Below are 13582 nucleotides of genomic sequence, written 5' to 3' on the forward strand. Positions count from 1 at the left end.
GATTTCGAGATATTAATGTTCGGATTTTGCATTGACTTTTTCGTTGTGCATTGATAAAATAAATTTGTTTGAAAGAGATAACGTTTTGAAAGGTTAACGGAGGTGCACGATATGTCTTCAGTAGTCGTAGTAGGTACGCAGTGGGGTGACGAAGGGAAAGGGAAAATTACCGATTTCCTTTCAGAAAATGCAGAGGTGATTGCCCGTTATCAAGGGGGAAACAATGCAGGTCACACGATCAAATTTGATGGAGTGACTTATAAGCTACACCTCATTCCATCCGGTATTTTTTATAAAGAGAAAACTTGTGTCATCGGTAATGGAATGGTGGTTGATCCTAAAGCGTTGGTCACTGAGCTTGCGTATCTTCACGAACGGAATGTGAGTACAGATAACCTCAGAATCAGCAATAGAGCCCATGTTATTCTGCCTTACCATTTAAAATTGGACGAGGTAGAAGAAGAGCGGAAAGGGGCTAACAAGATCGGTACGACGAAAAAAGGAATCGGACCAGCTTATATGGACAAAGCAGCCCGCGTCGGTATCCGCGTCGCAGATCTATTAGATCGTGAAGTATTTGAAGAGAAGCTTACACGTAATCTAGAAGAGAAAAATCGTCTCTTAGAGAAAATGTATGACACAGAAGGCTTCAAGATTGAAGATATTTTAGACGAGTATTATGAATATGGCCAGCAAGTGAAAAAATATGTCGTAGACACATCTGTTGTTTTGAATGATGCACTAGATGAAGGCCGCCGCGTGTTATTTGAAGGAGCACAAGGCGTAATGCTTGATATCGATCAAGGGACATACCCATTTGTGACATCATCTAACCCAGTAGCTGGAGGCGTGACCATTGGTTCTGGCGTAGGACCAACGAAAATTCAACATGTGGTCGGCGTGTCAAAAGCGTACACAACACGTGTTGGAGATGGCCCATTCCCGACAGAACTCCATGATGAAATTGGCGATCAAATTCGTGAGGTTGGCCGTGAATACGGTACGACAACTGGACGCCCGCGCCGTGTCGGCTGGTTTGACAGCGTTGTTGTCCGTCATGCACGCCGTGTGAGCGGAATTACAGATTTATCTCTTAACTCAATTGATGTACTGACAGGGATTGAAAAGTTGAAAATCTGTGTCGCTTATAAATTGAATGGAGAAATCACAGAGGAATTCCCAGCAAGCCTAAATGAATTAGCGAAATGTGAGCCTGTCTACGAAGAAATGCCAGGATGGACAGAGGATATTACAGGCGTGAAGAACTTAAGTGAGCTGCCTGCAAATGCCCGCCATTATTTAGAGCGTATTTCACAATTAACAGGTATTCCACTTTCCATTTTCTCAGTCGGACCAGATCGTTCACAAACGAACGTTGTCCGCAGCGTGTACCGTCCATAAGAATAGATTGATGAGACACCAGTAAAATGACACATTTTACTGGTGTTTTTTTGTTTAAATATTCCTTAATTTCAGTAGAACGGGCTTCCGGTCATTACCAAAATATGATAACTGTATAGGAGGGAAGGAGCGTTCTAGTGAAAGAAAGAATACGATTATTAGATATTTTACGAGGTTTTGCCATACTAGGCACCTTGGGAACGAACGTCTGGTTTTTTGCGTATGCAGGGGATACCTTTGCGACAGATCAGATTGCGGATGAATATGAAAATGGCAGTTTTCTAGAAAGTCTTGTCTCCATGTTCGTTTATGGAAAAATGCTCTCGCTGCTCACGATCATGTTTGGTGTTGGATTGGAGCTGAAATACCAGCAGGCAAAAAGGAAAAACACGCCTTGGCCGGGTACTTATTTATGGATTCTTTTATTTTTATTCATCGAAGGCTTTGTCCATTTTGCGCTTGTGATGGAATATGATGTGCTTATGAGCTATGCCGTTACTGGGCTGCTTGTGGCTTACATTGTACGGGGAGGAAGCAGGCGCATCAAAAAGGGCATGATTTTCTCAGGTGTGATTCATCTGCTCGTTATGTCATGTCTGATGGTGTACTCCCTCTCTGAAATGGAGTCAGCGTCCGATGATCAAAGCGGTGAACCGGCGCTGGAAGAGCAGCTGCCAGAGACATGGATCTCGCAGGTTCAAGAACGATTACAATACTTTTTCATGTACCGAGAAGAAGCGGTCTTTATCATTCCAATGAACACATTTCTGTTTTTATTAGGTGTGCGAATGATGAGAGCTGGTGTATTTTATGCAAATGAACACGGACAATCTCTCCGGCAAATATTGTTCCGAATCGGACTGTGGGTTGGTCTGCCGCTGAATGCACTAGTCTTCGTTCCGAACGATCTAGTGGAATTTGTGGTGCGCTACGTCTTTTCACCATTCCTCTCTATTTTCTATATAGCTGTCATTGCGAAGCTCCTCGCACGCACGGAGTCATGGTTCATGTGGACTTGGTTTGAATATGTAGGGAAAATGGCGCTCAGCTGCTACATCCTGCAAAATGTCATCTGCTCCATTCTTTTTTATAGCTGGGGATTGGGTCTCGGCGGTCAAATCAATGCGCCCCTGATTGTATTGGCATGGCTGTTGATTTCACTTCTGCAAATCGCGATTTCAGCATGCTGCTTAAACGTCTGGGGAATCGGGCCAATGGAATATATCCGTTCACGGGCACTTCGCCGGGTGACGATGAAAAAAGCATCACAAAGGGGATAGACACAATGTTTTTTAAAAAAATGACGAAAAGAGAACAAGCGAATGCACATAAAGCAGCTGTAACAGCATTTGTTTTTTATCTTCTCGCATTAGGAGGGCATGCGCTGTACATGTATTTCCAGGATGATAAACCGCCCGTCACTTTTGTCATTCTTATGGCAGGTCTCTTTGTTTTTTTCACCGCAGATTGGCTATATAATAAAAGGCGTTCATAAAAAAAGCCCTCATCACGAGGGCTTTTTCCTTACTTCAGGCTTTTATATTGGCCTTTTAAATTTTTACGGATGTATTGAATGATTTTGCGTAGTTCGTTGGCATGCGGTCTGCCAAACGGACTTGTTTGTCTTTGCTGATAGAGCACTTGCCCTTTTTCATTTAATAAGAAATAAGCGGGTTCACCGTGCACCCCGTGGTCTTCATATGGGGCATCTTCCCCGTGATAGTGGACTTCATATGCTTTTAATGACGTGAGGTCATGGTCATACATGATCGGGAAGGACAGTCCCTCTTTATCCGCAAATGACTTCAAGTCATCAGGATTATCCGTTGAAATCGCCATCAAGTGAATATCCTTGTCCTGAAAATATGACTGCTGCTGTTCGAGCTCTTTTAATTCTTCGACACATACCGGGCACCAAGATCCTCTAAAGAAAATGATCAGGTGCCAGCTTTGATGCTCCTCTAAATGTTTGTCGAAATCAATGTGTTCGCCCTGTATTGTTGGAAGTGAAAAGTTGGGCATTTTATCTCCTAATTTGAATGAACTCATACTGCTTCCTCCTTTTTCAATGACAATGTCACTTGTTTCATGTATAGCCATTTTTGAGCGGGCTAAAACGTGCCTATGTGCTTGAGTAGGCAGAGGTCACCCGAAAAGGCGTATCTAATGAAGGCGGTTGCAGAAGTGGAGGCTTTGAAAGGAGAAATGAAATCCGACACTTTTTTTAAAAAAATGTCGAAAAACGTATTGCCATATGTAATTATTCTATGATATTATAAATCTCGTTGTTGCAAAGGTCTCTGAAACTTGTTAGGATGCGATGTTCCAGCTTTTTTAAAGCGATTGGTTTGGCGCAATACAGCTTCTTCAGATTCACTTTTCACAAACCGAGAGCCATTAGCTCAGTTGGTAGAGCATCTGACTTTTAATCAGAGGGTCGAAGGTTCGAGTCCTTCATGGCTCACCATGTATTGGCCCGTTGGTCAAGCGGTTAAGACACCGCCCTTTCACGGCGGTAACACGGGTTCGAATCCCGTACGGGTCATTGATTTACTTTAGCGTTAAGCTAATTTTTTCCTCACTTGCTTGAAGGAGCACCACGATTGCTTTTTCGGGCAAGTTACTGAGGTCCGGTAGTTCAGTTGGTTAGAATGCCTGCCTGTCACGCAGGAGGTCGCGGGTTCGAGTCCCGTCCGGACCGCCATTTATACATATTCATCTTTTTGATGATGGCTCGGTAGCTCAGTTGGTAGAGCAACGGACTGAAAATCCGTGTGTCGGCGGTTCGATTCCGTCCCGAGCCACTTCCAAACGCATCTGCAATCGCAGGTGCGTTTTTATTATGAAAAGAAGGCATAAAAAGGGAGAAGCCGGACCTAGGTAGGGCCCGGCTCCATAAGAAGAAGACGTTACATCTATATAGACGTCTGGTGATTGGAAAAGTTTCAATAAAAAAGGAAAAAGTCATCAATTTTTTTGGGCGGCGCCTTCCTATCCAACGTTTACTAGTAAAGAAAGCCGTTATTATTTTTATCTTTGCCTCGTAAAACGTTATAATAGACAGTGAGCCTTTTTTCCGTAAACGGAAAAGGCGTAATGTGACATGCAAAATGGAATGACATAGATGCTAAAAATGCAGGAGGAAATCACAATGGAAAAAAAGATTCTTGTCGTAGATGATGAAAAACCGATTGCTGATATATTGGAATTTAATTTAAGGAAAGAGGGCTATGAGGTTCATTGTGCATATGATGGAAACGAAGCCCTTGAAATGGTAGAAGAAATCAAGCCGGACATTATTCTGCTCGACATTATGCTGCCGAATAAAGATGGTGTTGAAGTATGCCGTGAAGTGAGAAAGAAATATGATATGCCGATTATCATGCTGACAGCAAAAGACTCTGAAATTGATAAAGTCATCGGCCTTGAGCTTGGCGCAGATGATTATGTGACAAAGCCTTTCAGCACGCGTGAGCTGCTAGCCCGCGTGAAAGCGAATTTGAGAAGACAAACCGCTGCTCCGCAGACGGAGGAAGAATCTGAATCAAATGATATTGAGGTTGGATCACTTGTCATTTATCCAGATGCGTATGTGGTGTCAAAGCGCGAGGAAACGATTGAATTGACACACCGTGAGTTCGAACTGCTTCATTACTTAGCGAAACATATCGGACAAGTCATGACACGTGAGCACTTGCTGCAAACTGTATGGGGCTACGATTACTTCGGAGATGTCCGTACAGTAGACGTCACAGTCCGCCGTCTTCGTGAAAAGATTGAAGACAACCCTAGCCACCCGAGCTGGATCGTGACAAGACGAGGCGTCGGCTACTATTTAAGAAACCCAGAGCAGGACTAAGATTCTTATGAGTAAAGTAGGTTTTTTTCGCTCGATTCACTTCAAATTGACCTTGATTTACGTGCTGCTGATCATCGTCGCCATGCAGATCATTGGCGTGTACTTTGTGAAGCAGCTAGAGCAGTCCTTAATTAATTCATATGATAATTCCTTGAATCAGCGAATCTACTCGTTATCGTATTACCTAGAACAAGATTCATCGAAAAGCAAGGCAGAATTAAAAGAGGATGCTCAAAAGATATTAAACGATTTTAACAACAAAGATGAGTCTAATGAAATCTCTGAAGTCAGCTATATTGATGAAAGCAGAGAGGTCATTGCCTCTGTAAATAACGGCAGCCAAGAGATTGCCGGCAAGAAAATCACTGATCAGATCATTAGCCGTATTTTTGCGGTTGGCAAAGACTATGAGAAAAAATTCTATGACCCTGAGTCAAATAAAAGGGTGCGTATTTCTGCGACAGCCGTAAAAAATGAGAACCAAGAGACCGTTGGTGTGATTTATGTTGTGTCTTCAATGGAAAGTGTGTTTAACCAAATGCGAACCATTAACACCATTTTGGCGACTGGGACGCTGATTGCACTTGGGACGACGGCTCTACTTGGTATCTTCATCTTCAGAACGATCACTCATCCTATTTCAGATATGAGAAAACAAGCGATTGAGCTTGCCAAAGGGAACTTCTCCAGAAAGGTCCGGAAGTATGGGCATGACGAGATTGGCCAGCTTGCGACAACCTTTAACCATCTGACGAGAGAGCTGGAGGAAGCTCAGCTGATGACGGAGGGGGAGCGGAAAAAGCTTTCTTCTGTCATTGCCTATATGACGGACGGCGTCATCGCAACGAATCAAAACGGTGCGATTATTCTATTAAACAGCCCCGCATTAGAGCTGTTAAATGTTTCACGTGAAACAGCACTAGAGATGCCGATCACGTCTTTGCTTGGCTTAGAGGAAACTCATACATTTGAAGATTTAGTCGAAAATCAAGATTCCATGCTGATAGAAATTGAACGCGAAGACCAGCTGTCTGTATTGCGTGTTAATTTCTCCGTCATTCAGAAAGAGCATGGGAAAATTGATGGCTTAATTGCGGTCATTTATGACGTCACAGAGCAGGAGAAAATTGATGCGGAACGCCGTGAATTCGTAGCGAACGTATCGCATGAGCTGCGCACACCGCTGACGACGATGCGAAGCTATCTTGAGGCGCTGGCTGAAGGTGCGATTGGTGATAAAGAGCTTGCGCCAAGATTCCTTAGTGTCACACAAAATGAAACTGAGCGCATGATCCGGCTTGTCAATGACCTGCTGCAGCTGTCTAAGTTCGACAGCAAGGATTATCAATTCAATCGTGAGTGGACGAACTTTATCAGGTTTATCTCGCTCGTCATTGATCGTTTTGAAATGACGAAGGAGCAGCATGTCGATTTTATCCGCAACCTGCCGCAGCGTGAAGTATATGTGGAAATCGACCAAGATAAAATTACACAGGTGCTCGATAATATCATTTCCAATGCCATGAAATACTCACCAGAGGGTGGACACATCACGTTTACCGTTGATCTGGATGAAGAGAAAGGCCTTGTGTTATTCAGCGTGAAAGATGAAGGAATCGGTATTCCGAAGAAGGATATGGATAAAATCTTTGAACGTTTTTATCGAGTAGATAAAGCAAGAACAAGAAAGCTTGGCGGAACCGGCCTCGGTCTTGCGATTGCAAAAGAAATGGTTCAGGCTCATGGCGGAGATATTTGGGCTGACAGCATTGAAGGAAAAGGGACAACGGTGACCTTTACCCTTCCGTATAATGAAGAACAAGAGGATGATTGGGATGAAGCGTGAGACCTTTAAAACCATAATATTGACAATCCTAATTGCGATCAGTCTTGTATTTACGTGGAATATCTGGATGTTCCAGCCCGTCATGCAGGATCAGGCAGATACCGGCACACAGGTCGTGGAAACGAAGAAGATTTCAAGCGACGAGCCTAGAAGTCTCATTGATGTCGTGAAGCCGCGCGAGATGTTCATCCATTCAAATGGAGAGCATTTTAAAGTGGATCAAAAGGAACTCTTTCAAAACTTTTGGAATGATGTGAGCCTTTGGGATGTCAAAGAGATTAATGATGTGTCGGATCAATATTCCGAGCAGAAATTTAAGAATTTCTTCTATGGACGCGAAGGACAAGGGAAGACGTTGGATCTTGTGTTCAATGATCCGATTCCGATTGATATTTTCCAAGCGCTCTTTAAATGGCCGAACAAGTCCATTGAATACAACTCGTTTGATCGGATGATCGTGCCGTTCGCCCAGCAGGATAAGGCCAATAAAAAAGTGTATTTGGTCTCATACAGCAAGGAGACGGTGCTTGAGCTGACAATTGAGTCCGCCAACTATCGTAATCTAATGGACAGTATCGCAGCCGCTCAAAACGAGATGCCGCGCTATGATCTTTATACATTCTCTACGAATTCTAAACGAGATTTCCTTCTTCCGAGAAAGCAAAAGCAGCTTGAAGCGAAAATGTTCTTTATCGAAACGATTAAGACAAACAAATTCAAAGACGCTTTGTTTACGGACCCGAGCCTTGTCGGTGAGGAATCTAATTTAAACCGGACGGTGTACACAGATGGCACAAGCCGCCTTGAAGCCAATCAAAAAGACCACCGCATTCAATATCAGCACCGCAATATCAATTCCAGTACTGTTTTCCAAACGGGGGATTTGATTAAGCGAAGCGTGAAATATTTCAATGATACGGGAAGCTTTACTGATGACTATCAATATTTTGGCATCAACAGCAACCAGCAGCTGTCCTTTAATATGTTTATGGACGGTCTGCCGATCGTTAACAGTACAAAGCATCCATTTGGGATGACCTCCCTTGAAGTCCAATGGGCGAATGATGACATTTTGAATTACAAGCGCCCAAACTATATTCTTGGCAATAAAGCGAGTCAAAGTGAACAGGTCAAGCTGATGAATGGGACAGAGCTGAAGGACTTGATCATCAAGCAGACGAAATATGATGACCTGGAGAAAATTGAACAGATTTTCCCTGCATATCAAGCTGCTTCAACTCCATCAGATCAAGATCAAGCAATGTTTGTCTGGCTGGAGCCTGTATGGTGTATGAAATATAACGGCAAAACCGTGATTCTATCGAATGATCTTTTGACAGAGGGGAGCGAGAATCATGGAGTGGAATAAGACCAAAACGATCTTTATCCTAGCCTTTCTCGTTCTCGATATCTTTCTAGGTTTTCAATACTTTGAGAAACGGTCAACCGATCATTTTGCGATTATCGAAAAAACGGATACGCTGGAAGAAATGAAGGCAGACGGGATCAAATATGGCAATCTATCAGATGAAGCGAAGATTGGATACCGCATTACAGCTGAAAAGAAGCAATATACGAAAAAGGATGTCGACGGATTAGCTGATCAAAAGGCGAAAAGCACATTCCCGAAAACAGACAAAGATGATCCTGTCACGCTGCTTGAAATGACCTTCAATAAACCAGTGGCCTTGCCGAAAAAGGATATCAAAACAGCGGCGACGAACCTAGTGAACCAGCGTTTGCTGGACGGGAAGAATTATAAGCTGTGGAATATAGATGAAGAGACAGGAAAAATCGTCTTTTTCCAAACGTATAAAGGGAAATACATCTTCCAAGAAGGCCTTGATGACACCGAAACTATCGGACAAATCACCTTAAATCTCAACGATCAAAACGAAGTCGTCTCATATCAGCAGTCGATGGTAACATCCATTAATGAAGTGAGAAAAGAAACCCTTGTCCCAGCACTTGAAACCGTGAAGGACTTATATACGCAAAATATGCTGAGTCAAAACACGACCGTGAAAAAGGTAGAGCTTGGCTACTATACGCAATACCCGGGGGCCAGCACGCAAGTCATGGTTCCTGTATGGCGGGTGGAGCTTGAAGGCGTATCAGCAGGTTCAAAGAAAAAGACAGAGGAAGAATATTTGATCAATGCCATTGATGGCTCAACACTTGATCATATAGAGAAAGATGACAAATCTTCAATGGAGTGAGAGAACATGAGCTTGCAGTTCAGTGTACTAGCGAGCGGAAGTACGGGGAACGCTTTTTATTTAGAAACAGACGAGCATGCCTTTTTGGTGGATGCTGGTTTAAGCGGGAAACAGATGGTCGAGCTGCTTGGTCAAATCGACCGCAAGCCTGAAGACTTGGACGGCATTTTTGTGACACACGAGCACTCCGATCATATTAAAGGGCTTGGTGTCATGGCAAGAAAGTACAAGCTTCCTGTCTATGCTAATGCGAAAACATGGAAGGCAATGGAGTCTCATATCGGAAAGATTGACACAGAGCAGAAATTCCATTTTGATATGGAGACCGTTCAATCCTTTGGCGGCCTTGATGTCGAGTCATTTGGCGTCTCACATGATGCGGCAGAGCCTATGTTTTACGTGTTCCATTATGGAGGACGCAAACTTGCCCTCATGACAGATACAGGCTATGTGAGTGACCGTATGAAAGGCATTATTAAGTCAGCCAATACGTTTGTGTTTGAGAGCAATCATGATGTCGGGATGCTGCAAATGGGCCGATACCCATGGAGCATTAAGCGCAGAATTCTGAGTGATGTCGGACATGTATCAAATGAAGATGCCGCTCTTGCGATGACAGATGTCATTGGAGATGCCACCTCACGCATTTACTTGGCTCACTTGAGTCAAGACAACAACATGAAAGATTTAGCCCGTATGGCGGTCCAGCAGACGCTTGAAATGAAGGGCTTTGTTGTGGGGGACGGCTTTGATTTATTTGATACGGACCCGAAAAAAGCAACCCCGCTTTGCGCCGTATGATTTTTATAATCGTATGATTAAGATAAGAGCTTCTTACCAACACTATATACATCATCTATTCACTGAAAGGAAGGAAACATAGTGGATTATCGCGATGTAGAGTGGAAGCCGAGACGAAGCAGAAAAGGATATTTTCTTTCTGGTTTGATCGGTGTATTGGTAGGAGCTTTTTTAATGGGATTCTTTTTCCCCTATGTATCTGGACAGAGCGGCAGTCCCTTTGGATGGCAGCAGAACGGTGATGGACAAACATCTCAGGGCCCTTTAAAGACTGTGAATGTAAACGTCAATGATGCTGTCACGAAAGTGGTATCTAATATGTCAGATACGGTGGTCGGCGTCATTAATATCCAAAAGTCGAGCTTTTGGGAGGAAGGCGGAGAAGCAGGCAGCGGGTCAGGTGTGATCTATAAAAAAAAGGGTGACACGTTTTATATTGTCACAAACCATCACGTCATCAAAGGCGCCAACCAGCTTGAAGTGAGCCTCCATGACGGGACAAGAATTGGTGCCAATCTTGTCGGCAGCGATCAGCTCATGGATTTAGCAGTTCTCACTGTCAAAAGTGATAAAATCAAGAAAACGGCAGCCTTCGGTAACTCAGATCATGTGAAGCCGGGTGAGCCAGTCATCGCCATTGGAAATCCATTAGGGCTTGAATTCGCAGGCTCTGTCACACAAGGAGTCATTTCAGGCACGGAGCGTGCGATCCCTGTGGACTCAAATGGAGACGGACAGACAGATTGGAATGCAGAGGTACTGCAAACAGACGCCGCCATCAATCCTGGAAACAGCGGTGGTGCCTTGATCAATATGGACGGAAAGGTGATCGGCATCAACTCAATGAAGATTGCTGAATCAGAGGTAGAAGGAATTGGGCTGTCCATTCCGGCGAATCTTGTCATCCCTGTCATAGAGGATTTAGAGCGCTACGGAGAGGTAAAGCGTCCGTATCTTGGCGTCGGCATGAAATCATTAGCGGATATTGCGAGCTACCACTGGCAGGAAACATTGAAGCTGCCCTCCAAGGTCACATCTGGGGTTGTTGTCATGAGTGTTGAGCCGTTATCTCCCGCAGGAAAAGCGGGACTAAAAGAGCTGGATGTCGTGACCTCCTTTGATGGTAAGAGTGTACAAAATATCGTAGATCTTCGTAAGTATTTATATCAAAAGAAGGTCGGCGACAAGGTAAAGGTGCAGTTTTATCGAAGCGGAAAGAAAAAATCAGCAGAGATCAAACTTTCTCAAACCGACCGATATGGCGGCTAACCAGTTCCAACTAGGAACTGGTTTTTTTGTCATGACTGACATATGATGAAGGAAAGGGGGCGGTAGGATTGGTTACACTACAACGGATGTCACAAACCGATTACGATGTATTGATGGAGAAAGCCATTCAGCGGTACGCGGAAGAAAAGGTACTCGCAGGGACATGGGAGAAGGAAGAATCACTTGCGAACGCAGAAGAACAATTTGACAGACTGCTTCCAGAAGGACTTCAGACGGAGCATCATGAGCTGTGGAATTTCTTAAATGGGGAAGAAGCGATTGGCTGGGTTTGGCTTTGCTATGACCCGAATCACCCACAGCACGAAGGGTTTATTTATAACTTTATTTTGTTTGAAGCTTATCGAGGAAAAGGCTTTGCAAAGCAGGCCATTGCTGCATTAGAGGAGCAGGCAAAGTCATTAGGTGTGCAAAAACTCTCGCTCCATGTCTTTGCTCACAATCAAATCGCCCGTTCGCTGTACGAGAAAACGGGATTTGCAGAAACGGGTATTTATATGAGTAAACCTTTATAAAAAAAGAAAAAGTACCGTGCAGAAAGCGTACGGTACTTTTTTATGAGGACATCATGGCATCCTGAGCCGTGACTCTGTATAAATCGACTTTGCATTTCACGAAAGCGCGAATGATCGCTGGAACTTGAGCTTCTGAACGAATTAACAATGAGGTCTCGTCATCACTGATCACAAGATCTGTTCCGACAGTTTGTAGGTACTGCGTGAGAACAGGTTTCACCTCATCATCAATCCATGCATGCTTGAAGGTTGCACGTATGTTTGAGGATGTGATGGTTTTCTCTTGAGGATGAGTATGTGGGGACACTAATTTTCCTTCAGAAATGAATGCCGTTTTGGTACAAATACTATTGGTGAACCTTGGGCGGTCAGCTGTTAAAAAGACGGTTTTTCCTTCATCCTTTAATGCTTCAATGACCTGCTGAATGTGCAAAATCGAATCTGCATCAATATCGGCAAAAGGCTCGTCAAGTAAAATAAATTCCGGCTGATGGGCGATGGCCTGCGCCATTCCAAGCCGTTTCTTCATACCAGGTGTAAAGGCACCGACCTTCTCCTGATGATAGTGATGTAAACCGACAAATTCGAGCAGTTCTTCATAATCACTCGTTTTCTGGCGTGTTCCGGTGATTTTTGATAAATAGGCAATATGCTCAAGAGCCGTGAGTCCTTCATATAAATCCGTATATTCAGGCAGAACACCGATATGCTGTCTCACTTTTTTTAGCGAAGGCTTATTCATCACTGTAAACGTACCAGAGGTAGGGCGGGATATGCCGGTAATGATATTGAAAAACGTCGTCTTACCAGATCCCTTTGGTCCAATGAGTCCGAAGATATCGCCTTGATTGACATCAAGGTTAATATGATCTATTGCGACTTTTGTACGGTATTTTTTTGTGAGCCCTTTTGTATGAAGCATCTACACATCCCTCCTTTGAAACAGCAGTGCAGTTCCAATGAGTAAGATAACGGTCAATGCCGTGTTCATTAGGACATAGGTCAGCGGTTCACTCCAGCGCGCATAATAATAAGGCGTCATATATTTGAACCAATGAATCATTCGTTCTGAAGAAAGAACAGAAATCAAACTGACGATTGGGAAAAGAAAGGAAAATAACATGCCGACAAACATTGATTTCTGCGGTGTTGGAAAGAGCATGGACAAAAATAAAGCACATGAGATACCGACACTGATAAAGGTTAAGATTTTTAAGGCATCTGAGAACAGAAAACGGTGTGAAATCACCATATTCAGGACATATGTCGTCATAATACAGCTAAGCCAAAACAGCATCAGTCCAAGATATTTCCCGATGATAATGTTCAAACGGGTTGTTTTACTGACGAGAAAACGAATGGTTTTCAAATGAATCTCGCGGCTCAAAATATCATGAGACAACAAAAAAATAAGGAAGAAACCAAATAAAAAAATCACCAGTTCATTCCCAATAGAATAAGGATCCTTTGCCAGCTCCCATTTTTCCTGATGAGCAGCGATAAACGGAAGACTCGAAACAAAAGTAGATAAAATGAAAATAATAACAATTGTTAAAATAGATTTTGTGCTTTTGAAGAGCTGCTTAAACTCATTCATACAGATGGTCCACACACGCTGTACCTCCCTTCACCTTTATTATACCCCTAGAAAAGA

Annotated in this window: 13 protein-coding genes and 4 tRNA genes; 14 read left to right on the top strand and 3 right to left on the bottom strand. The window is 43.5% G+C overall.

Going from position 1 to position 13582, the window contains the following annotated elements; translation table 11 throughout:
- Positions 1-111 precede the first annotated feature (111 nt).
- The 3 genes from NSS92_RS14615 (at position 112) to NSS92_RS14625 (ending at position 2896) form a co-directional block, all read left to right on the top strand.
- Positions 112-1401: an adenylosuccinate synthase gene (locus NSS92_RS14615; protein WP_267587055.1), complete on the top strand. Its 1290-nt coding sequence runs from the start codon at positions 112-114 to the stop codon at positions 1399-1401.
- Between the two features lie 137 nt (positions 1402-1538).
- Positions 1539-2681, top strand: a complete 1143-nt coding sequence (locus NSS92_RS14620) for a DUF418 domain-containing protein (RefSeq protein ID WP_340868807.1) — start codon at positions 1539-1541, stop codon at positions 2679-2681.
- Between the two features lie 5 nt (positions 2682-2686).
- Positions 2687-2896: a hypothetical protein gene (locus NSS92_RS14625; RefSeq protein WP_340868809.1), complete on the top strand. Its 210-nt coding sequence runs from the start codon at positions 2687-2689 to the stop codon at positions 2894-2896.
- A gap of 29 nt (positions 2897-2925) precedes the next feature.
- Here NSS92_RS14625 and NSS92_RS14630 read toward each other — a convergent pair whose 3' ends face one another.
- Positions 2926-3450 carry a peroxiredoxin family protein gene (locus NSS92_RS14630; protein WP_340868811.1) on the bottom strand — a complete coding sequence of 175 codons (525 nt, stop codon included), beginning with the start codon at positions 3448-3450 and terminating at the stop codon, positions 2926-2928.
- A 342-nt stretch (positions 3451-3792) separates the two neighbouring features.
- On the opposite strand from NSS92_RS14630, the gene NSS92_RS14635 reads away from it, so the two are divergent.
- The 11 genes from NSS92_RS14635 to NSS92_RS14685 all read left to right on the top strand — a co-directional run bounded on the left by NSS92_RS14635 (position 3793) and on the right by NSS92_RS14685 (position 11928).
- Positions 3793-3868: transfer RNA gene (locus NSS92_RS14635), tRNA-Lys, on the top strand.
- Between the two features lie 6 nt (positions 3869-3874).
- Positions 3875-3946: transfer RNA gene (locus NSS92_RS14640), tRNA-Glu, on the top strand.
- Between the two features lie 82 nt (positions 3947-4028).
- Positions 4029-4105, top strand: a tRNA-Asp gene (locus NSS92_RS14645).
- Between the two features lie 27 nt (positions 4106-4132).
- Positions 4133-4205: transfer RNA gene (locus NSS92_RS14650), tRNA-Phe, on the top strand.
- Positions 4206-4552: 347 nt separating this feature from the next.
- On the top strand, positions 4553-5260 hold the full coding sequence (gene yycF / locus NSS92_RS14655) for a response regulator YycF (protein WP_024424030.1): 708 nt from the start codon (positions 4553-4555) through the stop codon (positions 5258-5260).
- Positions 5261-5267: 7 nt separating this feature from the next.
- Positions 5268-7106, top strand: a complete 1839-nt coding sequence (gene walK, locus NSS92_RS14660) for a cell wall metabolism sensor histidine kinase WalK (protein WP_024424029.1) — start codon at positions 5268-5270, stop codon at positions 7104-7106.
- On the top strand, positions 7096-8475 hold the full coding sequence (gene yycH / locus NSS92_RS14665; RefSeq protein WP_340868817.1) for a two-component system activity regulator YycH: 1380 nt from the start codon (positions 7096-7098) through the stop codon (positions 8473-8475). Before walK ends, yycH begins: the two co-directional genes overlap by 11 nt.
- Positions 8462-9325: a two-component system regulatory protein YycI gene (locus NSS92_RS14670; protein ID WP_163114562.1), complete on the top strand. Its 864-nt coding sequence runs from the start codon at positions 8462-8464 to the stop codon at positions 9323-9325. The genes yycH and NSS92_RS14670 overlap by 14 nt, the downstream gene beginning before the upstream one ends.
- A gap of 6 nt (positions 9326-9331) precedes the next feature.
- Positions 9332-10126 carry an MBL fold metallo-hydrolase gene (locus NSS92_RS14675; RefSeq protein WP_024424026.1) on the top strand — a complete coding sequence of 265 codons (795 nt, stop codon included), beginning with the start codon at positions 9332-9334 and terminating at the stop codon, positions 10124-10126.
- Between the two features lie 78 nt (positions 10127-10204).
- Entirely contained in the window at positions 10205-11395 is a 1191-nt protein-coding gene (locus tag NSS92_RS14680; RefSeq protein ID WP_428839993.1) for a S1C family serine protease, read from the top strand.
- 68 nt (positions 11396-11463) lie between these two features.
- Positions 11464-11928, top strand: coding sequence for a GNAT family N-acetyltransferase (locus NSS92_RS14685; protein WP_041089451.1), 465 nt, complete (start codon positions 11464-11466; stop codon positions 11926-11928).
- A 40-nt stretch (positions 11929-11968) separates the two neighbouring features.
- Here the strand turns inward: NSS92_RS14685 and NSS92_RS14690 are convergent, their stop codons facing one another.
- Together NSS92_RS14690 and NSS92_RS14695 are read right to left on the bottom strand one after the other, a co-directional pair.
- On the bottom strand, positions 11969-12850 hold the full coding sequence (locus tag NSS92_RS14690; protein ID WP_340868827.1) for an ABC transporter ATP-binding protein: 882 nt from the start codon (positions 12848-12850) through the stop codon (positions 11969-11971).
- Positions 12851-13540, bottom strand: coding sequence for an ABC transporter permease subunit (locus NSS92_RS14695; RefSeq protein ID WP_267587048.1), 690 nt, complete (start codon positions 13538-13540; stop codon positions 12851-12853). It abuts the gene before it with no gap.
- Positions 13541-13582 lie beyond the last annotated feature (42 nt).

Source organism: Bacillus sp. FSL M8-0166 (assembly GCF_038008825.1).
Taxonomy (GTDB): Bacteria; Bacillota; Bacilli; order Bacillales; family Bacillaceae; genus Bacillus; species Bacillus safensis.

Excerpts from the sequence above, each read along its gene's own strand:
- NSS92_RS14615 (WP_267587055.1), top strand. The coding sequence starts at position 112 with ATGTCTTCAGTAGTCGTAGTAGGTACGCAGTGGGGTGACGAAGGGAAA.
- NSS92_RS14625 (WP_340868809.1), top strand. The coding sequence starts at position 2,687 with ATGTTTTTTAAAAAAATGACGAAAAGAGAACAAGCGAATGCACATAAA.
- NSS92_RS14630 (WP_340868811.1), bottom strand. The coding sequence starts at position 3,450 with ATGAGTTCATTCAAATTAGGAGATAAAATGCCCAACTTTTCACTTCCA.
- yycF (WP_024424030.1), top strand. The coding sequence starts at position 4,553 with ATGGAAAAAAAGATTCTTGTCGTAGATGATGAAAAACCGATTGCTGAT.
- walK (WP_024424029.1), top strand. The coding sequence starts at position 5,268 with ATGAGTAAAGTAGGTTTTTTTCGCTCGATTCACTTCAAATTGACCTTG.
- yycH (WP_340868817.1), top strand. The coding sequence starts at position 7,096 with ATGAAGCGTGAGACCTTTAAAACCATAATATTGACAATCCTAATTGCG.
- NSS92_RS14670 (WP_163114562.1), top strand. The coding sequence starts at position 8,462 with ATGGAGTGGAATAAGACCAAAACGATCTTTATCCTAGCCTTTCTCGTT.
- NSS92_RS14675 (WP_024424026.1), top strand. The coding sequence starts at position 9,332 with ATGAGCTTGCAGTTCAGTGTACTAGCGAGCGGAAGTACGGGGAACGCT.
- NSS92_RS14690 (WP_340868827.1), bottom strand. The coding sequence starts at position 12,850 with ATGCTTCATACAAAAGGGCTCACAAAAAAATACCGTACAAAAGTCGCA.